The following is a 22,346-nucleotide window of genomic DNA, read 5'->3' on the forward strand; positions in this document are numbered from 1 at the left end:
CGAATATGGTCATAGCCTTTTTTAAGATTTCGCTCTCCTGTTTTAATCGAAGATTTTCCTTTTGAATGGCTTCTATATCAGCCAAAGTTAATTCCTGTTCACATTCAATTGGAGAGAGTTGCTTAATCCATTTATAAATTGTTACTTCTGAAACACCATATTCGCTAGAGAGTTGACTGACTGGAGTGCCTGAGCGATAAAGCTCAACTACTGTTTGTTTAAATTCTTGATTATACCGCTTTTGACTCATGATTCGGACACAACCTTTCGTTAGTTTAATATTAATGACTTAACCAAGTTGTGTCCATAAATCTATACTACATCTATTTTATAGTTTATATATATAATCGGATTAAGCCCTTGTAAACGAACCTCTTTTTTCCACGAATCTAATTTATTCTTTAACATAAACATATTTAATTTGCTTAAATTCGGCTGTCCATTTTTATTAAGAGGAAGCGATTTTCTTTCTAAAACCAACCAAATGGCTACATTCTTAATTACAGGTAAATTCTTTAAAGTATTGTGTTTATACATTTTTAAAGAACTTATAGATTGATCTACAGCATAGCATAATATTGAAGAAGAATTCCCTATCTTTACTGCGTACATAGTTTCATCTTTGTATAAATCCATTAGTTCTATTTGTGACCCACCGTAACTATTTGTAACCCTATCATAATTTTCAAAACCGTCTCTTATTCTTAAAAGATTATAAACTCTTTCTTTGTAATACTTCTTCTTTAATTTTTCAATTATTTTCAAATCGTCTAGACCATCAAATTCAGGTGCATCTTTTTCTTTAATAAATCTTTCATTAATATATTCTTGATAAATATCATCATTAAAGTCATACAAAGGATTGTGTATAACATCTATTTCCGCAATAGAATCCTCTAAATACTTTTGGTAATCATCATTAAAGTGATACCATATACCTCTATATAAAACACACCTGTGTTCATCATCTACATAATCTATTAAGTTTCTTATCTTGTCTGTTCTAATAGACTTACCATTGTTAAAGCTCTTCACCTTAATATTAAGAATCTCTTTAGATAGTTCTATATTTTTTTCTTCAGCGAATTTTTTTATCTCATCAAAATTTAGATTTTCAACTTCTTTTCTTTTATTTCCATGCCAGATGTGAGCGTCAAGTGAAATGTTACAGTTTTTGATAAATTATCTTTTACACTTTTGATGATTCGAAAATAGAAGCTCTATGTTTCATACGGTAACTGTCACCATTTATGTGAATAATCTCTGCTCGATGAACGATTCTATCCAATATTGCTGCTGTTATCGCAGGGTCCCCCAATAATTCTCCCCAATCTTTGGGAGCCTTATTGGAGGTTAAAATAATTGAAGATTTATTATATAAGTCATTTATTAAATGGAAAAACAGATTGGCCTCATGCTGATCCATCGCCATAAACATTAAATCATCAATAATTAACAAATTTGCATCACGTATTCTTTTCATTCTTGTCTGCGATTTTCTTGAAATTTCTTCCGTTTTTAGAGTATGAACCAACTCACCCATTGATATAAACATAACCTTATAGCCTTGATGAATTGCTTCTAAACCTAAACCTACGGCCAAATGAGTTTTACCCACTCCAGGCGGTCCCAAAAAAATTATATTGTAAAGTTGCTCTATCCAAGTTAATTCTCGTAATTGATTTAATTGCTTTCTACTTAAAGACTGTTGTTCATCTAAGTTAAATTCATCTAATGTTTTATGACTTGGAAAAGCAGCCCATTTTAATCTTCTTTCGAGTAGCTTTTCTTCTCTTCGTTTTTGTTCATATTCTAAAAGACTATTTAAAAATCCAAGATAAGTTTTGTCATATTTTTCTGCTTCTGTAATTAATTTAGGTAAATATTGTGCTGATTCTGACATGCGTAATGTTTTTAAACGCTCTTGTGCTAAGTCTAACTCACTCATTCGTTTCAGCCTCCAATACAGTTAAGTATTCTTTTAGATCCCTTTGTGGCGTTGTTATATAGAAAATAGATTCAGTTTCTACATCCAATGGTTTAATTGGCACATTACGTTGCTTATCATTTTTTGTAATGTAAACTTGCCGTTGCTGTTCAATATACTTAACCATATCGACAAAATCTGTTGCACTAAAAAGCTTTCGCTGAAAACAAGCTGTTAATGATCTATCTATAACTTCTTGTTGTTCAGCACGCTTAATCGTTCTGAATATCATATGTAATTGATCTCTAACATACCTTGGGTATTTTGTTCGGATTTCTTCTAGATATAACTTGGCTAATTCATAATCCTCAAAATAACTTGCTACGGTTTCTAAAAAAGCATCGATTCCTTTGGAACGATCCCGAGTATGCTGCGTGTCTTGAATTAATTGGCCTTTTCCATTACTAATTTTATGTTTTGCGATTAATAGGCCATTTTCAGATGCATAAATGTACAAGTATCCATCTCTTTCAGAAATATAAACATCCCTTTGTTTGTTATATGTACCGAGAGGTACTGAATAACGATTTGATTTGTATATAATGGTGTTGTCCTGTCTTACTCTTCTTGTTATACTAGAGACAGGTATTAAATATTGGTTAGTTAATTCTTTGGTGATCGGTCTTAGATGTTTCTTTTCTTCCCGAAACACTTCGACCGGTCTTTTTTTCGTCGTATTATGGATTTTATAATTTCCAGTTCGATTTAACCATTTTATGGCATTTTCATTCCAACGATCGATATTTGTAAATATTCGATGTGCTGCAAAATTGCGTTTGATATAGCCAACGACATTTTCAATTCGTCCTTTACTTTCGGGATCACCTTTTCGGCAAACATGTAAATTGAATCTTCGCTCTTGACGATATTGTTCAAACTCCTTTGTTAAAATTAAATCTCCACCATTTTCACTTACCACAATAAGCGAATCTTGGTCGTATACTATTTCATGTGGAATACCTTCAAACCATCGAAATGCATTTTCATGTGCACGAATCACATCCCGTGTCGTGAATGGTCGGTCAAGAAACTCTGCATATTTATAACGTGAATTAGATAGCACGAAAGCGATGAAATACAATTTAACGGTTTTATTTTCAGGTGTTTTTTGACGTGTTTCACCAAAATCAACTTGAATTTGTTTCCCCATCTCCGGATCAGGAATAGCCTCATAATCTCGCATGTTACTACTCTCTTTTGGAATGTTATATTCCTTACGAAGATTTCTTACATAGGACCTAACGGTACTTTCAGACACTTTTAATTCTGGAAATCTCTCTTTCAACCAATCTTCAACTTGAGATGCCTTCATTTCTGGATGTTCCCGGAGCCAAGAAAGTATTAGGTTTTTATAAGGATCAAGTTTTTTCTTTCTAGTTTTAGTAGAATCAATCCATTCAGCCATTTCTTTTGGACTCTTTTCCAAATAGCGATACAGAGTAGGTCTTGATATTCCTAATTTTTTTGCTATAGCAGTTTTAGTAAATCCTTGTTCTAACAATTGACGAATCTGAATATACACTTCAAACTTGTCCACCTTTCCTAAACCTCCATCACCGTTATACTAGTTGTTCTGTATAAAAATATACCAGTGATGGAGATGTTTTTTAATAGAGTTGGTTGGTTTTAAAGGGCGGAATTTCAACCCCTTGCCCTAGGGCAAGGGGTTGAAACAATCTCCCTTCCCCAAATAAGAAGTGTAAAATCTTATTTATCTAAAACTGTTAATTCTATTTTATCGGTTACACCAGAGTTCAATTGTTGTATCTTGATTATTAAATATCTCTGTAACCCCTATAATATCCAGCTCTGAAATTGAGACATTATTATTATTTACATTTTCCTCAAACATTGAATATAAATTATTTTCTAGTCTTTCTTGGAGTTCCTTATCTGTTACATTGTTAAATACTGGAATTTTATAAACTTCTTCTTTATTTAGAACTATTTTGATAAATCTTAATAATTCGCAAATATTCTCTAAGTTCGGGACTTTTAAATCAAATTTTATAGAATTACCAAATTCAACTGTTTCTCCAATTAATTCATTGCTATACTTATCTAAATTCAGCTTTGCCTTTAATTTAGCAAACGATTCTCCACTATCAAACTCTAAGTTCTCATAGTTTATATAGGTACTAATATTTTTATTTCTCTGCATATTAGGTGATAATAGTGTCGTAGTTTTGATCTCTTTATATTCCATTCTTCTAGCAATGTTAAACGCAAAATTTCTATCACAAAATTTATCTACCAGGAAAAAAGCACTCCCAAATGTCACGGAATACATATTACCCTTATTTTCAATTACTAGCACAGCTTTTGGCTGTGTTTTACGCGTTAAAGAAGGTTGATTAAATTCACATAGAATCCAGTTCCAACTAATTTCTTTATCTATTTTTTCTTCAGTTTTATAAAAAGAAAACCTATATTTTTCTCCCTGATTATCTTCTAGTACTTTATTTTCAATAAAAGCAATTTTCTCTTTTAGATTGTCTATAAAGTCTTTATGTTTACTCTCATCAATTTTAAACAAATTAATTTTAGACATTTCTATCCCTCCTAGTAAAAGCCCTTATTCTTACCACCAGGAATAAAAAAGTATGGTTCTTTAAAACCTTTAATATCTAAAATCCAAAACCATATAACTATAAACTTTTTAATAGAGACATTATTCTTTATTCTTTTATATAATAAAATATCCAAATTCTTGATTTGTTTCTCCACTAAAATGTAAGAGACAGATAACGAAAACAATAGAAATACACCTTTTCTCTAATATAATAAAAACATTTAATTGTGAATCTACTGCATTGAAAAAATGTATATTAATATAATAATGAAAATGGCCCTCACAGCCATGAGGGCATTAAAATAGTTACTTTTTTATTAATCTAATAGTGGGTTCCGGTTCATTATAATTTAATGTACCCTTTTCTAAATTACAGAACATTTCAATATATTCTTGTGGCACTGCCATTTCTTGAATAAGTTGTAATTCATTTTTAATATTATTTTCAAGTAACATCAAAACACTCTTTTTTAGTACCACAGGTTTTTGCAAAGGAAATACATCATCCAAAGGTTCTTTTTTTCTCATTTTCTTCATAGAAATTTGCTTTTGTAGTGATGTATACCTACTCTCGTCTATAAGATTTAACTCTTTACACCTATAAATCATGGCACTTATAGAAACGTGCCAATATTTTTTTAGTTCAACAAAGTGCAATAAAGAAGTAGATGTCACTGTCTTTGCGAACGCTTCTGCTGGCAATAAAAACGCAGAGGCAAACCGGTTGGCTTGGTACTCCAAAAGTTTAATTTCTTCTCTACTAAGGATTTCCTGATTGTCTATGTCAGCATGCATTAATATATGTCCTAACTCATGAGCACCATCAAATTGTCTTCTAAATGCAGACTGTTTATCATTTCCAAGAAATATAAACGGTCTACCAGTTCGATGTTGACAGAAAGCATCAACTTTTTGGCTATCCGTGTCTAATGAAAACACCATTATCCCGTTTCGCTCTAATAAGTGGACAATGTTTGTAATTGGATTATCTCCAATTCCCCAATGTTCTCTAACTTTTCTTGCTATTTTTTCTATCAAATTGTTATCCCAGGGAGTATTAAATTCAGATGTATCAGGAAGGTTTAATTCTGGAAATTCAATGTAATCAGTTAGGTAATCATAAATATAACCAGCTAACAATGATTTATTATACTGCATCTCTTTACTCTTTTTAGTAGCTGTAGCATTAGCACGGAAAAATGTATTACCGACGTATTGATCTTTAAATTCCTTATAAAAAAAACTTTTAGGAAACTTTAAAGTGTTAATAATACCCATCATCGTTTCTGACTTAGGGGTATGTTCGCCAAGCTCAAATTGTGAAATAGCTTGCTTGGTAATACCAATCTTATCGGCAAGTTCTTTGATTGTTAGTCCTCTAATTAGTCGTGCTTCACGCAATCGTTTTGGATTGAATTTATGCTCTTTCTTTAAAATCATAATATATTTCTCCTAACTAAAAGCAGTATTTCTAAGATGTTGTTTTTTCTTTTAACTTTAATACAATGTCATCTTCAGTTGATTTTTTCAATGAGGTTTGGATATCTGATAGTTGATAGTTATCAAGTGGTACAATTGTTTTTGTATTTATATTAAGATACTCAGTAATGTTTTCTTTGTAAATCCAATCTTCTTGGTCTGGTCTTAAGGCACCCTCAAAAACTGTATCGCTTTTGCCATCGTAACAGATAATTATACCAAATGGTTGATTTTCAATTCCTAATGGTAGAAATTCTTGGTAAGGAATTTTCTCCCCATAAATTTCTTCTATACTAGCTCCCATTTCTAATAGTCTTTCTACATTAGATAAAGAAAAGTCTCCACGATAATCACTTGGGTTTGGCATATACTTAGTTTTTGACAATTTAGATACCAAAACAAAGATATTTCTAGTAGTATCTTGAACTACTATATATGGGTGAGATCCAGCTCTTTGTGTATACACCTTCATTTGTGTATGTGGGTTCTCCATTATTTGTTTTGCAATATAAGTATTAACTAGATCAGATTGTAAAAATGGAGTATGTTTTTTGGTTATAGTATCTGGAAGTAAAGCAGTTAATTCCTCGTATTTCTGTTTTCCTTCCTTTATCCCTTGCAAAATGATATACCTTTGTTCATCTGTTAGCATACATTTTTCAATTATTGGATTCATTTAACCACCTTCCAAACCATTATCTACCAACAATTATTTACTTTTTTGTTATATATGTCAAGTTGGGTATACAAACTATTAATAATAGTATAGTTTATGGTTTTGGTTATAAATTTTGTCAACTAAAATATAAAACAAATTGATAATATTAATTTGAAAGTAAACTAGTAATAAAAATCACTGGTAAAATTATTCTATAGCTCCTTTATAAGTTGTAACAGTCCAACCCTATAATAAAGATATCTTTGAAAAAGTCGGTACTTGTAAGATAAATAGTAAGCCCGAAATGAAAATAGCGCACCCACTCGGTACGCACGACAAATAACCGTAAAATCATGATTTTTTAAATCAGATTTACGGTTATTTCACTTTTTTACCACATTCGGCCAGAATCATTTTTGACCAAGGCATATATTGATTTAAAATGTCTGGATTTCTATGAATATCTAAGTTTGGTAAATCTGTAAATAATTTTACTAAATAATGATAGAAATCCACACCATTTGCTTTAGCCGTCTCTGCGAGACTTAAACATATTGCATTAGCTTTAGCACCAGCTTCGCTTACGGAAAAAAGCCAATTTTTTCGACCGATTACATTTGGACGAATTGCGTTTTCTGCTGGATTATTATGTATTTCGATTCGACCATCTTTCAGGAATTCTTTTAATCCTTTCACACGGTTAAGCGTGTATTCAGCTGCCTTTGCGAGCGCACTTTTACCGAAGAATGGTGAATCTTCAATCCATTTAATAAACTTATCAACAATCGGTTTTGAAAACTTTTTTCGTTTTTTTCTTCGTTTACTAGGTGACAAACCTTTAAATTGTCTTTCTAGTTGAAACAAACGATCACAGTATTCAACACCGATTCGCCCGTTTTTACTATCAGCTTTTAACCAATATCGACGAACATGGGCCCAACAATTTGCGAAGGTAACTCCTTCAATTTTGTCATATGCTGAGTAACCATCACAGACAATCGTTCCAGAAAAGTCTTTAAGAAAATCTTCAAGAACTGATCGAGCTCGAGATAATGAACTCTGAAACAGAACGATTGTAGGGCCTTGATTGGGCACACTTCGATAGACCCAATTATAAGCATTAGATCGACCAGGCTTTCCATCAGAACGATTGATAATTTTCCCATAAGTCTCATCGACATGTAAAATTGATTTGGATAACATAATACACTTCATTCGTTCATAAATAGGCATAAGCCAATCATATGATGCCCGTATTACCCAATTGGATAGGTTTTTATCGTTGGTGTCCAAACCATAACGTTCCCATTCCTTTACCTGTCGGTAAAGGGGTAAGTATTGTGAAAATTTGTCGTAAATCACTTTGGCTAGCACGCTAGGACCTGCAATACTACGTTGAATGGGAGGTTGTGGAGCTTTACCACGTTTAATTTGCGCCTTTTGAGTTAAATCCCCCTTACAGTTTTTACATTCATAAGCATGTTCAATGTGTTGAACTTTCTTCATTCTTGCAGGAATAAATTCTGCTTCTTCACGTATAACTGTACTGCCTATTTCAGTCATCAGACTTTGGCAACAATCACAAATCGTATTTTCCGGATGATGATGAACAAATTCAATATCGACATTATCATGTAACGAGTCATTTCTTTTTTTATTTTGAGCTCTTCGTACAACAGTATAAGAAATCATCTGTTGGCTTTGTTCTTCTGTGTGCTCAGAATCATTAAAAGACGAATCATCATCTTCTTCAAATAATGACAATTGATTTTCAGGTGCAATATACTTTGATTTCTCTGTTTTTGAGCCATATAAAAGTTTTGTTAAATAGCGAACCTGTTCGGTTAATGCTTCGATTTGTTTTGATAGTTCTTTGTTTTGTTGATTGGAATAAGCTAATTGTTCTTCTAGTAGCCGAATAACTTTCTCATATTGATTATTGTTATTGGAAGAAACATTAACCACAGGATTCACCTCTTTCGTTCAAATAAGTTAGTTCTAGTATATCATTGGAACCTGTTAGGTGAAATAGCAAAAGTTAATTTTTCAAAAAATTAAAATACTCCTTTTTGCGATCGTTTAATCGCCTTTGGTTGTTGGATCGATAACCCTTCAAGTAGCCATCTGAGTTCCTGTTGTGTAAGTTTTCTTACTTCATTTTCATCTTTTGGCCATTGAAGTTTTCCATTATCCAAACGTTTATAAAGCATGGCGAAGCCATCGCCATCAAAATATAAACATTTATAGCGATCTTTACTCCAACCAGAAAATAAAAATATCGAATCGCCGTAGGGATCAAGCTCAAAGGAATCTTGAATTAGAGTAGCTAGTCCATCAATTCCTTTTCTCATATCTGTCTTTCCACAGATAATATAGATATTTTTAACATCTGTAAAATCTTGTTTCATAGATTTTTCAACTCCCTCATTACGGTTTGGATGATGTGCTCATCTACGCCGTTGGCGAAGGAAATTTCAATCTTACCCGATTTGATCGTGCAAGTTGAAGAGGAATTTGAATTAGAGGGATTTTTGAATTCAGGATGTAATGTTACGGGGACAATTGTTAATTTTTGATCTGGCATAAGAAAAGCACCTCCTTTGATTGATATATATACAATCTTACTAAGAGGTGCGAATTATTTATATGCGTTATTTGAATACGGGTTTACGATAAATAAAAGATAAAGACAGTTTAAATTTGATTAATAATTTTGACTGTTTATAGTCTGTTACTTCGAAAAATCTTGTGTAAAAAATGTGTAAAAAGCTATAAAAAACTGCTTTTTTCTGCGATTTTTACCCAAAAACAAAAACACGCCCAAACGATTGATACATCTACGTTTGGGCATGTTTTCCAATTTTCTAGTAGAACTCTATTTTTACCTAATAACGTCCCAGGAGAACGTGTATGTAGTGTTGACCTTAATATTACAAGGAGTTAATGCGAACAAGTGTAAATATGATTTATAACGTGAGATTAATATTATTATTTTTTATTTTCACTATTTAGCATTTCTAATTGGAAATAAAGACTATCTAATAATTCACCACTTAAATATCTTTGAATATTAATTAAAGTTTTTTCTAAGACAGCAATTTCAAAAATTGCATTTAAATCTTCCTCATCTTTTAAATACTGTGCTTTTTTTATTTCTAATAATCTTTCTATAATTTCTTTAAAACCAGTTAATGACTTTTCATCAGTGTATTTTAATTCTCTATTTAATTCCTTGTTTGATAATTCATCCTTATACGTTTTCATATTTTTTGATTGAATTTCTTCTGCAGCATCATACTTTCTTTGAAATGGACCAAATCTAAATTTATTTCTCCAATATATAAACGTATTTTTAGGAACTCCAAGGATATCAGCTCCTTCTGATGCTATAACATCATCAATAACGCACAATTTATACATTATTGACTTTAAATCTTTTCCAAATTTGTCCTCTACCATTCTCTGATATTCTTTGTGATCCACTTTTTCTCCCCCTAATCTTTTTATACTCTAATTCTAACAAATAATCCTATTTCCCAAAAAGATATTATTGTGGGCTAACCACTTAATCAGATATACGATATATTCGGACCTACTAAAACGATAGAATCAAACCGTGTAATCAAAATGGACAAAGATACAATGAAAGCATTCAAAAAGCTTTTCGAAAAACTTCCAAACAACATTCACAGATTAATATTTTTTTCGCCTTTTACAAAATATAAGGTGGTAAAAAACAATTACGCAAATTATGTTTTGAAACAATTTTTAGCTGAACTCAATATAGAACCTATAACGATTCACGGATTACGACACACCCATGCTAGTATTCTTTTATATGAAGGTGTAAATGTTTCTTACGTTTCTAGTCGGTTAGGGCATGGTGAGATTGAAACAACGTTTAATAACTATATTCATGTCATTAAGGAACTGGAAGAAAGAGATCAGATTAAACCTGCGGACATATTTGAAAAGATGCTCGAATAATTTTACTCGACATGAAATAGTCATAATAAATAACTGTTTTATGCACTTTTTAAGACCAAGGGCCGAGTATATTTAATATAACTTATATGCTGAGCTCTCTTTTTAGATGTAGTATAGATTTATGGACACAACTTGGTTAAGTCATTAATATTAAACTAACGAAAGGTTGTGTCCGAATCATGAGTCAAAAACGGTATAATCAAGAATTTAAACAAACAGTAGTTGAGCTTTATCGCTCAGGCACTCCAGTGAGTCAACTCTCTAGCGAATATGGTGTTTCAGAAAATGTATTAAATCAAGATTTCACTACAACAACAATCAACGAAAAATGGGTAGCTGATATTACATATGTCCATACGCTTCGTGATGGTTAGTGTTATCTAGCGTCCGTTCTTGATTTAAATACAAAAAAAGTGGTCGGATATAAATTCTCTCGTAGCATGACAACAGAAATTGTGCTGGAAGCACTTCATAATGCGATTCAAGATCAAAAGCCCGATCCTGGTCTTATCGTGCATACAGATTTAGGAACACAATATACAAGTGAAGCCTTTCAAAAACTACTAAAAAAACATGAAATGGTTCCGTCATTTAGTCGAAAAGGATGTCCATATGACAACGCTTGTATTGAATCTTTTCATGCCATATTGAAAAAAGAAGAAGTGTATCTAACCAAATACGAAAGCTTTGAGACAGCGAGAATTGCGTTATTTCAATTCATCGAAGGTTGGTATAATCGCAAACGAATTCATGGAAGCATTGGTTATTTGACACCGGATGAATACGAAAAAATGTGCCGAATAGCAGCGTAAAACATGGGGTACAGAACCACTTCCCCCTTCACATTTTTTGTGTCCAAAAACTTGACGTAGATCCACCCCTCCTCACAATCGCAAATTAAAAATAGGAACAAGTTAAATTACCCACTAAGATTGACCATAAAACGCCTTAATATATTTCGTAGTATTAGATAACAATTGCTGCTCAATCATAAAAAAGCAAGTGGAGTTTTATTACCACTTGCTTCTAAAGCTTATAAAATTCCCACTAATTAGCTTACTAAGCTTTTTTGTTTCAACCATCATTAATCGATTTTAAATTTACGAACAGTTTGTATTAGTTCCTCTGCCAAACGAGACAACTCCTCTGCGCTTGCAGATACTTCTTTAATGGATGAGTTCGATTGTTCACTAGCTGCAGCTGTTTCCTCAATTCCTGCAGCTGATTGTTCCGTAAGCGCAGCAATTTCTTGTATAGAGCCATTCATTTGTTGTCCTTTTATTGTCAATTCCTCTAATATTTTTGAAATATTTACAATTGTGTTTACTTCTTGACTGATTAAATCACGAATCATGCTGAACTTTTCTTCCGTAAGTTGAATTTTATTTACACCTTGTTCAACTTCTTGATATCCATTATGAAGGGAATCTGCTACACCGGCCGCCTCAGATTGTATGTTACTTACAATATTGGAAATATCAGCAATAGAATTCGCTACTTGCTCAGCTAGTTTTCTTACTTCATCTGCAACTACAGCAAATCCTTTTCCATGTTCACCAGCTCTAGCTGCTTCAATAGCTGCATTTAGGGCAAGTAAATTTGTTTGATCGGCAATATCTTTAATAACGACTACCAATTTAGAAATATCTTGGGATTTTTTGGCTAAGCCTTCAACCTTTTGAACAGTTTCTTTAAAAACATAATTAATTTTTTTCATTTGTTCTGCCGAATCACCCATTAATTGACTGTCTTCTTCCGTAATCTTCAACATATCTTTTGATAATTGTTGAATACCTTCACCATACTCGTTTGCTTCCTCTAAACGATTCGTAAAAATTTCAACATTAGAAGAGATTTCGCTTGTTTTATTTGCCTGCTCCTCTGCACCAGTTGCTAACTCTTCCATCGTTATTGAAATTTGCTCTGTACCTTGGCTAACTTCATTAGAAGATTGGGTCAGTTCCTCGCTATGATGAGAAACTTTTTCTGAAGCATGTAAAATATTAGCGATCATACTTCTCAACATTTCTTGCATTGTCCGCATTGCTTTCGTTAATTGGCCAATTTCATCATTTGACACATCTTCGATTGGTTCGGACAAATTCCCTTTGCTTATATGAATCGCTTTTTCGCCGAGTTTTTTTATTGGACGGATAATCGATTGGATAAGAAAGTAAATCAGTACTCCTCCGACAACGACAAATAATGCAACAACCAACACAGTTCGCATTAAAATTGGATTGGCCGTATCGGTAATCTCAGAATATCGTAATTGACCCCCTATTTTCCAGTTCGTCGTATCATTCGTGACGAAACTCATTATTTTATCTTCTCCATTTTGTTTATAATTGATGACGCCATAACCTTTACCAAACATTTCCTTAAAAAATTCTTCTTTAACTTCACTGCCTCCTTCTAATTCTGGATGGTATATGACTTTTCCTTTATTATCTAATAAAAATGCAAAACCACTTTCACCAATTTTGATCTGTTCAGCTAAACTTTGTAGGTAAGTTAGAGTAATATCAATAGCAACTACCCCGGAATGATCTGGTGTTGTTTGCGATAAGGTCACAACCATATTACCTGTCGTTGCTGAAATATAAGGTTCACTAATAATAACTTCTCCTTTATTAGCCATAGCATTTTTATACCAATGCCGCTTTCTAGGATCATAGTCAGCATCCATTTCAGCATCAGGATACTGGACAAATAAACCCGAAGATGTACCTATATATGTTAGTTCCACCTCTTCAGGAAACACCTGTCCGTAAAAACGAAACATATCCATTAACTCGTTTTGCCGTTCATTTTCATAAAGGTCGGAGGTGACATTTTTGGATAGAAAATTAAGATTCTCAATTCTTGATTCAATCGTTTTCGTTATCGTACTATTTAAAAGTTCTGTACTTTCATTAATTCCATCAATTATTTTTTCTTCAACTGTATCTTTAGCAACAATATATGATGAAGTTCCAATAATAATTGCCGGTAATAATAGAATAATAGAAAATGATAAAATTAATTTTATTTTTAAATTGATCCCATTTTTAAATCGTTTTTTCAACTGAAAATCCCCCTTAACATTTCAATATTCCTTATATCGTTTACACATTGAATGTAGGAACTCATAAAGTTATCCATTAAGTGTCATTACGATATATGAATAGTACGGTTACTGAAAAAGTTATTTCCTTATAACAATCAACACACTTTGCAACTAGATTTTTTCCCTTTAACGATTCTACTTAGCCGATCGTTTATCCTATTCCATATTACCCTAACAAACTACCTACATATCGTATTTTATTACAAAAAATGACAAAAAGCGACTTCTATTCGTCCTTTAAATCTAGTAAAAAAGAATCATTTTTCATCATCGTCATTTTTACCATCTTATAAATCGAACATACTGGAATATAATAGAAACAAAATATTTGAGGAATAGAAATGTCGTCTGTTGCGGTTGCAAAGAAACATAGGGTTGACCCAAAAATAAAAAATGAGCGCAATTCATCTTTATAAATTGCACTCATCTTTCGAATTTAAGCTTTTTCAATTGGTGAAAATTCATGTACCCACACTTTTAACGTAGGTATCCATGGCATACCTGGATGGATCGATAAAATTGACTCCTTATAGGACTCAAAACTCTCATAACCTTCTTTTTTCGCATCTTCATCGGTAATATCCCCGAGGGCTTATTGATACACTTTTTCAATGACAAATTTTTGACCTTCTAGGATCATCACTTCACCAACATCAGCAAATCTTTTCATTCTTCTCGTTGCAGATTTTTTTCCCGAGATCACTTTTTTTAAATCTACCGGAATTGTAATTAACCGTTCAATATTTTCCTTTTCAGAAGGGACATGTTGATTTACCACACATTAGCACCTTGCCTTTCGTTGTATGCAATTAATACTCAAAATGTATTTCAAGGATAACTCTATTGACTATCGACCTATTTGTCTAATCAAGTTAATTTTATCACAAATATGAGCTTGACAATGAATGAGATTTGTATATTGTGTAAGATTTTGAAGTGATTTGATTTTAAGTCATCGATTTGACCTCTTTTTGAAAACAAGAAAAATTGTGCAATTGCTTCACGCGCAATTGCACAGTAATCATTGTAGTAATCATGTATAAACACTATCACATGTTCCTGGTGAAGGTTCATAAAAACAATGAGCTTTATATTGCCCGGTAAAAGGTTGATTATACCATTGTGGTGGACAAGGCCCGTATGGATTAAAATACCAAAGTGCATATTTGGCTGGGTGATCGCGCCAATATTTCAAATTCAGTCTTGCCAATCTTCTTTCTGCTTCCCTTGCTGGTTGATAAAATAAATTCCCTTTTTGTACCGCTTCAAAGGAATAATTTCCACCTTGCACATGGAAAATCACATCCTCTACAGACCTTAATTCATTAAAATCTGTACAATCCGCTACAACACGATTCACTATAACATTACCAACATATAACATCCCTTGCTTTCCTTCGCCTTCAGCTTCAGCTCGCATCATCCTTGCCATTAAATCAACATCTTTACTCCGATATGGGATTCTTGCCATTTTGACACCTCCAAATTGGTTGGAGTTTTCATCGTTATTACATAATTATATTCATCTTTATATACTTGATGTTTGAAGATTGAAAATCGATTGTGATTGCCTCTTTTATAAGTTCTCCTTCATTCTAAATACATTAGATAGTAAAAAGTTGCTAAAGATAGAGTTATATAATATATTTAATTATATAATTGCTAAACTTTTTATTTTTTAAAAAATAAATATAGGCCATCGCCAATAATAATGGTGTCTATTAAGACTTAATAGGGAATCTGGTGAAAATCCAGAACTGTACCCGCAACTGTAAATGCCGACGAAATAATTTTACCCACTGTCTTCGGATGGGAAGGGATTAGAGTAGGATGAAGCATAAGTCAGGAGACCTGCCATTATTATACGTATTATCTTCTTCGGGAGTTGGGAAGATATAACGAGGGGATTCTAATTATTTACAGTAAGGCTAATACTGTTATTTTAATAGTTCTCACGTTATTTAACCCATCTACCTTGATGGGTTTTTTGGTGTCTATATTTTTATATTCCCGAAGCGTTGTTTACGTTTACTTTTTTGGAAAAGGGGATATTTTTTATGACGAAATTATTACCTACAAGTTTTTCAAAAACAATTCAAACAAAGCTTGTCTTACCACCCGATACCAATCATTTGGGTACAATTTTTGGTGGAACTGTCTTAGCTTATATCGATGAAATAGCGGCCATTACAGCAATGAGACACAGTGGAACTGCAGTTGTTACAGCTTCAATAGACACCGTGAATTTCTTATCATCTGCTAGAGTAGGAGATATTTTAATTTTAGAAGGAGTCGTAATTTCAACGGGGACAACATCGATGGAAGTCTATGTAAAAGTAGAATGTCAACATTTAGAAACCGGTGAAAGAACAACAACTACCACCGCTATCCTTACAATGGTCGCTGTTAATGAGGAAGGACGACCAATTCCGGTTTGTGGAATAATTCCAGAAACTGAGGAGGAAAAAAGTCTATATGAAAGTGCTCATGAAAGGAAAAAAAGGAGATTGAAAATTCGTGATTTTACAACAGAAAGTAATTAATTAAGCAAAAGGTTGTTTATTAAAACAAGGTCTATAAGTCATATTTAAAAAATGTGCAGTGATTAAAAAATGTTGAAGCTCGTTGTTATTTCTACATTGTATATACATCTCAGACTAAATGAAAAATAAGCTAGGGAGCCTACTACTAAACTTCAGTAGCTCCCTAGCTTTTTCTCAAGACACTTTATACACATCGCTTGCAAATGCTATGTTTCTCTTTTTTTAAAACAATAAATTATAAATCATCAAACCCATTCAAATCGGTTACCTTTGTATATTGACGATTCCTTTGTTCAAAGAAATCAGTTTTCGTTCCATCAAAGTTATCTACATAAGCCCGAATCCATTTCATTGGATTATGTACATGTTCAGGGTAAATTTCACTCAAGCCAATCATTCGTAACATTTTATTCGCCCTGTATTTAATAAAGCCTTCCATTTCCTCTAAATCTATACCTTCTACACCATTTAATACATAGTGGGACCATTCAATTTCCAAATCTACTGACTTCTGAAAATGTTCATATACCCAATCCGTGAAGGATTTTGTATTGTATTCGGGATTTTCAGCCAAAGTTGACCGAATTAATTCTGAAATATAACGCCCGTGTTCCAATTCATCCCGATTGATGTAACTAATCATCGTAGAGGTTCCAACCATTTTATTTTGCCTTGCCAAATTGTAAAAGAAAGCAAAACCGGAATAGAAGAATAACCCTTCTAAAAGTGTCGAATATACTAATATTTTTATTATATTTTCAATAGTTGGTTCTTCGACAAATTGGTTATATTGATTCATAATCTCCTGATTACGTTTCAGTAAAACCGGATCTTTTCTGCCAATCTCAAAGGCTTCATTCTGTTTATCTAATGGTACGACAGATGATAATATATAAGAATAGCTTTCGTTGTGTACCGCTTCTTGTTGTGCAATAACAGCCAAGATCGATTGTACAGAAGGGTCCGTCGCATATAATGAAGTCAGTAAAATTGTCCTTGTCTGTGAAGAATCCAAAGTGGCCAACAAACTAATTACTTTTAAATATGTTTCTTGTTCCTTATCCGAAAGCATCGGAAATTGCTTCACATCACTCGACATATTTACTTCATCCGACTGCCAAAAATTTGCCAATAGCCTTTTATAAGTTTTATACCAGTGCGGATACGCAATATCATTCCAATTTAAAATCCCACTGGATTTTCCACCAAAAAGCGCAGTTGCTCGGTTTGGATTGATTGGATCTAATGTTTTCACTTTTTCAAGTAAGTACTGTGACATCTTTTATAACTCCTTTAATCCATTTTTTTACTAATTTCTCCTGACTTCCTCTTGGAGATTGTTCAATTTTTAGTGGCTCCCAACGACTGTTATAAAACTTTGCTAATTTCACAGCTGCCAAACAAAACAATTCATCTCCGCCAAATTGGGTTTCACCCGTCCCAAACACCGCAACATTATTAGGTTTATACCCTATTTCCCAAACAAAATCCTTTACTTCTTCAGGGGTAGCTCCCTTTGCCCATGTAAATGTCCCGATAAAAATGACATCATAGTTTTTTGGATCAATCGGAAGATCGACGCCAATACGATGCATGTCAACTTCAAACTTTTCTTCTCGTAGTTCCCTTTCAATGATCTCGGCAACTTCCTTTGTGTTTCCACTGTATGACAAATATGCAATTACAGCATTCAACTTTGACACCACTCACATTCTTCGATATCACTAGAAGTCGAACGAACGTAATAGGTCGTTTTTAACCCTTCCCTCCAGGCTTGAAGATGAAGGTCAAGTAATACAGAAGCCCGAATTGTATTTGGTACGTAAAAATTGAAAGAAATGCTTTGATCAATATGTTTTTGTCGGGCAGCATTTTGTCTAACCGACCATCTTTGGTCCACTATATAGGCAGAGCGACGATAAATATTGTAAGTTCGATGGTTTAAGTCCGGTGCTGTTGTCGGAATACGATAATCTTTTTTCTCTTCCATATAGAAAGGTTTAAAAATCGGATCAATACTTGCCGTAGACCCCGCAATAATTGAAGTTGTTGCATTCGGTGCGATTGCCATAAGGTAGCCATTACGAATACCGTATTTTTGAACATCCTTTTGGAGCTTCATCCAATTTTTATCTGAGTAACCTTTATTGCTAAAATAGGCCCCTGTACTCCATTTACTTCCTTCAAATAATGGATAGCTCCCCTTCTCCTTACTTAGCTCCATGCTACTTTTAATCGTGTAAAACGCTATTTTTTCATAAAGTTCATCAGCATATTGAACAGCGGCCTCTGATTCCCATTCAATATTTTTTAAAGCTAATAAATGATGCCAACCAAATGTACCTAGTCCGATTGCACGATATTTTTTATTCGTTATTTCCGCTTGTTTAATCGGAAGTGTATTAATATCGATTACATTATCAAGCATGCGGACCTGAATTTTTATTAATCGTTCTAATACACCATCTGGTACGGCCCGTCCTAGATTTATTGAACTTAAATTACATACAACAAAATCACCAGTTTTATATTTTTTGACGATTATATTTTCATTTTCTATATATTCCTCTATAAATTCTGTTGGCGATTGATTTTGCGTAATTTCAGTACATAAATTCGTACAATAAATAATCCCTTGATGTGCGTTTACATTTTGCCTATTCACTTCATCACGGTAAAACATAAACGGAGAACCCGTTTCTAACTGGGAGCGCATAATCCGCTTCATAATCTCGATTGCAGGGACTTTCTTTTTAGACGATAGATTGGCATTGATACATTCCTTATACTTTTTACGCCACTGGCCATCGCCCTTCTCTTCATCATAAAAGTCTTCCAAAGAATACCCCATCACTTCTTTTACTTCATTTGGGTCAAATAAATACCAATCTCCACGCTTTTCTACCTGTTCCATAAAATAATCCGGTATACAAACCCCGGTATATATATCGTGTGCACGTAGCCGGTCATCACCATTATTTAATTTTAAATCAAGAAAATCTTCTATATCACGATGCCATACATCTAAATAAACACTGATGGCACCTTTTCTTGTTCCTAGCTGATCAACACTAACAGCTGTATTATTTAATTGCTTTATCCACGGAACAACACCGCTGGACATGCCTTTATAACCTCTTATCGAGCTACCTCTTGCACGAATTTTCCCCATATAAACACCGATGCCGCCACCATTTTTGGAAAGCTGAGCTATATCACTATTACTATCATATATACCTTGTAAACTGTCGTTTACTGTGTCAATAAAACAACTAGATAATTGTCCGTGGGTTTTTCCGGCATTAGCCAGTGTCGGTGTTGCTACCGTCATATACAGATTACTTAATGCCCAATAAGCCTCTTCAACATGTGTCGTTCTTGTTGCCAAACTTTCATCCTGCATTAAGTGCATCGCAATAATCATCCAACGTTCCTGTGGTAACTCGTAAATATTCTTATCATAATCCGTAGCTAAATAACGTGTAGCTAATGTTAAAATTGCTGGATAAGTAAACAATTGATCTCGTTTCGGTTGAATTACTTTACCAAAATGTTCTATTTCTTCACTTGAATATTTTTTTAATAGATTTTCTGTATAAATCCCTTTTTCTGTTAGTAGCTTTATTAACTCATAAAATGAGCCATATTCATTGCTAGATTCATAACTTCTGTTCTCTGCTGCTTTACGATAGAGATTATGTAAATAAATTCTTGCTGCTAGATAAGTCCATTCCGTATTTGCCTCGTCGATGTTTTCAAGGGCGTGCTTGATTAATAATTCTACATTTTTTTCATCCAGGTGGTTTGTAACCCCAGCGTTCATAATTTTTTGCTTATATTCTTCAATTTGGAGATTTAGACCAACAGAAATACGATCGATAAACGTCATCATCTGCTCTTGGCTAACATCATGAATTGTTTGCATTTGCATTCCTCCTCTAATAATCAACAAAAAACCGTCTATTCTCGGGGAATAGACGGCAAAAAACGACAGAAAAAGTGTATAATCGTGACTTGTTATGTAAAAAAATGGTCATTTTACAAATTAAAGCCAAGTCACTGTTTGCAGCACACTTATAGTTTTCCTATCGTTTCTGCTTCTTTACACCCCGAAGAATAGAAACTTCAAGTTATGGCAGGTCTCCTGGCTCGTGCTTCACCCTACTATAGCCCTTCCCATATCGTCACCTTTCAGTAAGCAAGCGATACAGTGGATTGCTAGTTCGTCCACACTTACAGTTGCGGGGGCAGCTTCAGATTCTCACTGAATTCCCTATTAAAGTATTAAAATACCACCATAACCTTAAGTACTATATTTTGTGTTATTCGATTTTTTATTGTCAATATATAGGATATACTATCATATAAAAATGTTACTTGCAATCCAATCTAAAAAATTTTTATACAGAGGTGTAGAGGTTTTTACACTGATTCTTTGTCCATCACCCCCCCTGTTAGTTTAAGCCTTCAACAATTTAATAGTGATGATTAATGAAAGTTAAGGATGTTCTGTAAGTGTACAGAGCGTTTTTTAATTCCCAAGTAGTTTGATGAAATTTAGTGAGATTATATCGATTCACTTGTGTTAAAATGAAATTGCAAATATTGGAAATTTTAAATCTTTCAATTCATAAAGCTAAAAGGATTAGTTAAATATGTTGCTTACTAAGGGTGATGATTATGTCAGACTTAATGGAGTTAATTCTTATATTTAGTCCTATATATGCTATCCTCATTTGGACGTATTTTTATCCAAAAGAAAGTATGTTATTAGGGGGGAGATGGAAGTATAAAGAGGAACCTGAAATATCCGAGAGAGCAATAAAATTAACCAAAATTTACTCTGTAATTAGCATTATCATCATTACGATATCACTAATTATCTTTTATAATTTTTATTACAAGTAACAGGGGATTAAATAAGATAATACCAATGCTTAGAGTTTAAAAATAACTCTAAGTTTTTTTATTCGTGTAATTGTATAGTGTCCGTCTATATTTTTTACAAGCATAGATTTTTACACCAAGCAAGAATTTTTCGGCTAAATAACGACCTACAGTTCCAAAACCATTTTCTCCAAAAAACTGAAATAGATTTGTTTCGCGCGCGTATTCAACATCATCTATCATCTTCTCTGGGGTAGTCTCTGAAGTAGTCTTTGGTATTGTTCTGTGATTACTGTATGGTCGAGCTGGTTCTGGAATATTATCCGAGTGAGTTTCAATTACTGTCGAGTGATTGTCGTAAGTATTGTCCAAGTGTAAATCTTGTTCATTCGAGCTGGTTTCTATTGTTTGTCGTGTTGATTCATCTGTTCCTTCCACCGATTGTTCAGCCATTTCTACATTTTGTGGACAACAATCATCTTGACAAGGTTCAATTAACATTTTTTATTGTTCACACTTTCACATACCTGTTCAACCGCTTCGTAATTAATCCGATACCATTTTGTTTTATCCATTTTTAGTCGATTAATATCCCCTGTGACAATTAATTTCTTTTTCTCTAATTCTCGAACAATCCGACGAATTTGATTTACGGATAAAAGCGGCAACTGTTTATGCCAATCTTCATATGTATTGTACACCCATTTATAGCCTTCATGAACATTTTCACTTTGCTGCAGCCAATAATGAAGTTGTTGTAAAAACATCGCCTCATGCAAACCAATCTTCTCCGCTAGTTTAATCGAAACTGGAATTACAAACTCATTCATTAATAAACGACTCATTTTGCTCCCCCCCAACAGAATTTAAATACCTCTCAATTGTGTTATGAGGTTTTCTGGGAATAAGGGTTAATCTATTTTCTGTTGCATGAAAAAAAGGAGTCCTGAATCGGATTCCTTCATATATAGAACTTGATCGAAGCAAAAAAAGAAGATTATCCATAAGTCTTATTAACTTATGAGCGACACTTTAGATTTATTAACGCTATACCGTAGTAAATCGTTTTGATTCTTTCATTTCAGTAGCACTAGATATTTGATTAATTATTTCTTTAATATCTT

21 protein-coding genes, 2 pseudogenes and 2 riboswitches are annotated in these 22,346 nt (G+C 33.2%); of the genes and pseudogenes, 3 read left to right on the forward strand and 20 right to left on the reverse strand.

All coding sequences use genetic code 11. The features are described from left to right. The 11 genes from GW534_RS11510 to GW534_RS11560 form a co-directional block, all read right to left on the reverse strand. Positions 1-250: transposase (locus GW534_RS11510; RefSeq protein ID WP_161921168.1), on the reverse strand; the 250-nt coding region annotated here is incomplete at its 3' end. Positions 251-312: 62 nt separating this feature from the next. Continuing rightward, positions 313-1,179: a DUF6119 family protein gene (locus tag GW534_RS11515; RefSeq protein ID WP_312854663.1), complete on the reverse strand. Its 867-nt coding sequence runs from the start codon at positions 1,177-1,179 to the stop codon at positions 313-315. Between the two features lie 10 nt (positions 1,180-1,189). Continuing rightward, positions 1,190-1,948 (reverse strand): IS21-like element helper ATPase IstB, encoded by a 759-nt coding sequence (gene istB / locus GW534_RS11520; RefSeq protein WP_161921169.1) that lies wholly within the window; start codon positions 1,946-1,948, stop codon positions 1,190-1,192. Next, the gene (istA, locus tag GW534_RS11525; protein WP_161921170.1) at positions 1,941-3,524 is read right to left on the reverse strand and encodes an IS21 family transposase; all 1,584 of its coding nucleotides are present in this window, start codon (positions 3,522-3,524) and stop codon (positions 1,941-1,943) included. The genes istB and istA overlap by 8 nt, the downstream gene beginning before the upstream one ends. Before the next feature lie 198 nt (positions 3,525-3,722). Further along, positions 3,723-4,538, reverse strand: coding sequence for a DUF6119 family protein (locus GW534_RS11530; protein ID WP_161921171.1), 816 nt, complete (start codon positions 4,536-4,538; stop codon positions 3,723-3,725). A gap of 327 nt (positions 4,539-4,865) precedes the next feature. Beyond that, positions 4,866-5,999, reverse strand: coding sequence for a helix-turn-helix domain-containing protein (locus GW534_RS11535; RefSeq protein WP_161921172.1), 1,134 nt, complete (start codon positions 5,997-5,999; stop codon positions 4,866-4,868). Positions 6,000-6,030: 31 nt separating this feature from the next. Continuing rightward, a complete protein-coding gene (locus GW534_RS11540; RefSeq protein WP_161921173.1) occupies positions 6,031-6,714 on the reverse strand; it encodes a hypothetical protein in 684 nt (227 codons plus the stop codon). A gap of 360 nt (positions 6,715-7,074) precedes the next feature. Further along, the gene (gene tnpC / locus GW534_RS11545; RefSeq protein ID WP_161921174.1) at positions 7,075-8,661 is read right to left on the reverse strand and encodes an IS66 family transposase; all 1,587 of its coding nucleotides are present in this window, start codon (positions 8,659-8,661) and stop codon (positions 7,075-7,077) included. Positions 8,662-8,750: 89 nt separating this feature from the next. Next, on the reverse strand, positions 8,751-9,104 hold the full coding sequence (gene tnpB, locus GW534_RS11550) for an IS66 family insertion sequence element accessory protein TnpB (protein ID WP_161921175.1): 354 nt from the start codon (positions 9,102-9,104) through the stop codon (positions 8,751-8,753). Continuing rightward, entirely contained in the window at positions 9,101-9,280 is a 180-nt protein-coding gene (locus GW534_RS11555; protein ID WP_161921176.1) for a hypothetical protein, read from the reverse strand. The genes tnpB and GW534_RS11555 overlap by 4 nt, the downstream gene beginning before the upstream one ends. 404 nt (positions 9,281-9,684) lie before the next feature. Beyond that, positions 9,685-10,179, reverse strand: coding sequence for a hypothetical protein (locus GW534_RS11560; protein ID WP_161921177.1), 495 nt, complete (start codon positions 10,177-10,179; stop codon positions 9,685-9,687). Between the two features lie 138 nt (positions 10,180-10,317). Between GW534_RS11560 and GW534_RS11565 the strand changes: the two genes are divergently transcribed. Together GW534_RS11565 and GW534_RS11570 are read left to right on the forward strand one after the other, a co-directional pair. Beyond that, on the forward strand, positions 10,318-10,683 hold the full coding sequence (locus GW534_RS11565) for a site-specific integrase (RefSeq protein ID WP_312854664.1): 366 nt from the start codon (positions 10,318-10,320) through the stop codon (positions 10,681-10,683). Between the two features lie 179 nt (positions 10,684-10,862). Continuing rightward, positions 10,863-11,495, forward strand: a pseudogene (locus GW534_RS11570) (IS3 family transposase). Positions 11,496-11,767: 272 nt separating this feature from the next. Here GW534_RS11570 and GW534_RS11575 read toward each other — a convergent pair. From GW534_RS11575 to GW534_RS11590, 4 genes and pseudogenes are all read right to left on the reverse strand, one after another. After that, the gene (locus GW534_RS11575; RefSeq protein WP_161921179.1) at positions 11,768-13,750 is read right to left on the reverse strand and encodes a methyl-accepting chemotaxis protein; all 1,983 of its coding nucleotides are present in this window, start codon (positions 13,748-13,750) and stop codon (positions 11,768-11,770) included. A gap of 268 nt (positions 13,751-14,018) precedes the next feature. After that, the gene (locus GW534_RS11580; RefSeq protein ID WP_161921180.1) at positions 14,019-14,219 is read right to left on the reverse strand and encodes a hypothetical protein; all 201 of its coding nucleotides are present in this window, start codon (positions 14,217-14,219) and stop codon (positions 14,019-14,021) included. 9 nt (positions 14,220-14,228) lie between these two features. After that, a pseudogene (locus GW534_RS11585) lies at positions 14,229-14,570 on the reverse strand (ASCH domain-containing protein). A 255-nt stretch (positions 14,571-14,825) separates the two neighbouring features. Then, complete coding sequence (locus GW534_RS11590; protein WP_161921181.1) at positions 14,826-15,263, reverse strand: cell wall hydrolase; 438 nt, start codon at positions 15,261-15,263, stop codon at positions 14,826-14,828. 224 nt (positions 15,264-15,487) lie between these two features. Beyond that, positions 15,488-15,665, forward strand: a riboswitch (cobalamin riboswitch). 184 nt (positions 15,666-15,849) lie between these two features. Between GW534_RS11590 and GW534_RS11595 the strand changes: the two genes are divergently transcribed. Then, entirely contained in the window at positions 15,850-16,335 is a 486-nt protein-coding gene (locus GW534_RS11595) for an acyl-CoA thioesterase (protein ID WP_161921182.1), read from the forward strand. Between the two features lie 235 nt (positions 16,336-16,570). Here GW534_RS11595 and GW534_RS11600 read toward each other — a convergent pair whose 3' ends face one another. The 5 genes from GW534_RS11600 to GW534_RS11620 all read right to left on the reverse strand — a co-directional run bounded on the left by GW534_RS11600 (position 16,571) and on the right by GW534_RS11620 (position 22,067). After that, entirely contained in the window at positions 16,571-17,614 is a 1,044-nt protein-coding gene (locus GW534_RS11600) for a ribonucleotide-diphosphate reductase subunit beta (RefSeq protein WP_161921183.1), read from the reverse strand. After that, a complete protein-coding gene (locus tag GW534_RS11605) occupies positions 17,595-18,041 on the reverse strand; it encodes a flavodoxin (RefSeq protein WP_161921184.1) in 447 nt (148 codons plus the stop codon). Before GW534_RS11605 ends, GW534_RS11600 begins: the two co-directional genes overlap by 20 nt. Next, the gene (locus tag GW534_RS11610) at positions 18,026-20,260 is read right to left on the reverse strand and encodes a ribonucleoside-diphosphate reductase subunit alpha (protein ID WP_161921185.1); all 2,235 of its coding nucleotides are present in this window, start codon (positions 20,258-20,260) and stop codon (positions 18,026-18,028) included. Before GW534_RS11610 ends, GW534_RS11605 begins: the two co-directional genes overlap by 16 nt. A gap of 192 nt (positions 20,261-20,452) precedes the next feature. Further along, positions 20,453-20,650: riboswitch (cobalamin riboswitch) on the reverse strand. Between the two features lie 641 nt (positions 20,651-21,291). Then, entirely contained in the window at positions 21,292-21,723 is a 432-nt protein-coding gene (locus GW534_RS11615; protein ID WP_161921186.1) for a hypothetical protein, read from the reverse strand. Continuing rightward, positions 21,717-22,067 carry a hypothetical protein gene (locus tag GW534_RS11620; protein ID WP_161921187.1) on the reverse strand — a complete coding sequence of 117 codons (351 nt, stop codon included), beginning with the start codon at positions 22,065-22,067 and terminating at the stop codon, positions 21,717-21,719. Before GW534_RS11620 ends, GW534_RS11615 begins: the two co-directional genes overlap by 7 nt. Between the last annotated feature and the right edge of the window lie 279 nt (positions 22,068-22,346).

Origin of the sequence: Pallidibacillus pasinlerensis (assembly GCF_009996845.1) — a bacterium.
Taxonomy (GTDB): domain Bacteria; phylum Bacillota; class Bacilli; order Bacillales; family Caldibacillaceae; genus Pallidibacillus; species Pallidibacillus pasinlerensis.

What these genes read in the sequence shown, in the direction of transcription:
- istB (WP_161921169.1), bottom strand. Translation starts at nt 1,948, where the DNA reads ATGAGTGAGTTAGACTTAGCACAAGAGCGTTTAAAAACATTACGCATG.
- GW534_RS11530 (WP_161921171.1), bottom strand. Translation starts at nt 4,538, where the DNA reads ATGTCTAAAATTAATTTGTTTAAAATTGATGAGAGTAAACATAAAGAC.
- GW534_RS11535 (WP_161921172.1), bottom strand. Translation starts at nt 5,999, where the DNA reads ATGATTTTAAAGAAAGAGCATAAATTCAATCCAAAACGATTGCGTGAA.
- GW534_RS11540 (WP_161921173.1), bottom strand. Translation starts at nt 6,714, where the DNA reads ATGAATCCAATAATTGAAAAATGTATGCTAACAGATGAACAAAGGTAT.
- tnpB (WP_161921175.1), bottom strand. Translation starts at nt 9,104, where the DNA reads ATGAAACAAGATTTTACAGATGTTAAAAATATCTATATTATCTGTGGA.
- GW534_RS11555 (WP_161921176.1), bottom strand. Translation starts at nt 9,280, where the DNA reads ATGCCAGATCAAAAATTAACAATTGTCCCCGTAACATTACATCCTGAA.
- GW534_RS11580 (WP_161921180.1), bottom strand. Translation starts at nt 14,219, where the DNA reads ATGAGTGCAATTTATAAAGATGAATTGCGCTCATTTTTTATTTTTGGG.
- GW534_RS11590 (WP_161921181.1), bottom strand. Translation starts at nt 15,263, where the DNA reads ATGGCAAGAATCCCATATCGGAGTAAAGATGTTGATTTAATGGCAAGG.
- GW534_RS11595 (WP_161921182.1), top strand. Translation starts at nt 15,850, where the DNA reads ATGACGAAATTATTACCTACAAGTTTTTCAAAAACAATTCAAACAAAG.
- GW534_RS11600 (WP_161921183.1), bottom strand. Translation starts at nt 17,614, where the DNA reads ATGTCACAGTACTTACTTGAAAAAGTGAAAACATTAGATCCAATCAAT.
- GW534_RS11610 (WP_161921185.1), bottom strand. Translation starts at nt 20,260, where the DNA reads ATGCAAACAATTCATGATGTTAGCCAAGAGCAGATGATGACGTTTATC.
- GW534_RS11615 (WP_161921186.1), bottom strand. Translation starts at nt 21,723, where the DNA reads ATGTTAATTGAACCTTGTCAAGATGATTGTTGTCCACAAAATGTAGAA.
- GW534_RS11620 (WP_161921187.1), bottom strand. Translation starts at nt 22,067, where the DNA reads ATGAGTCGTTTATTAATGAATGAGTTTGTAATTCCAGTTTCGATTAAA.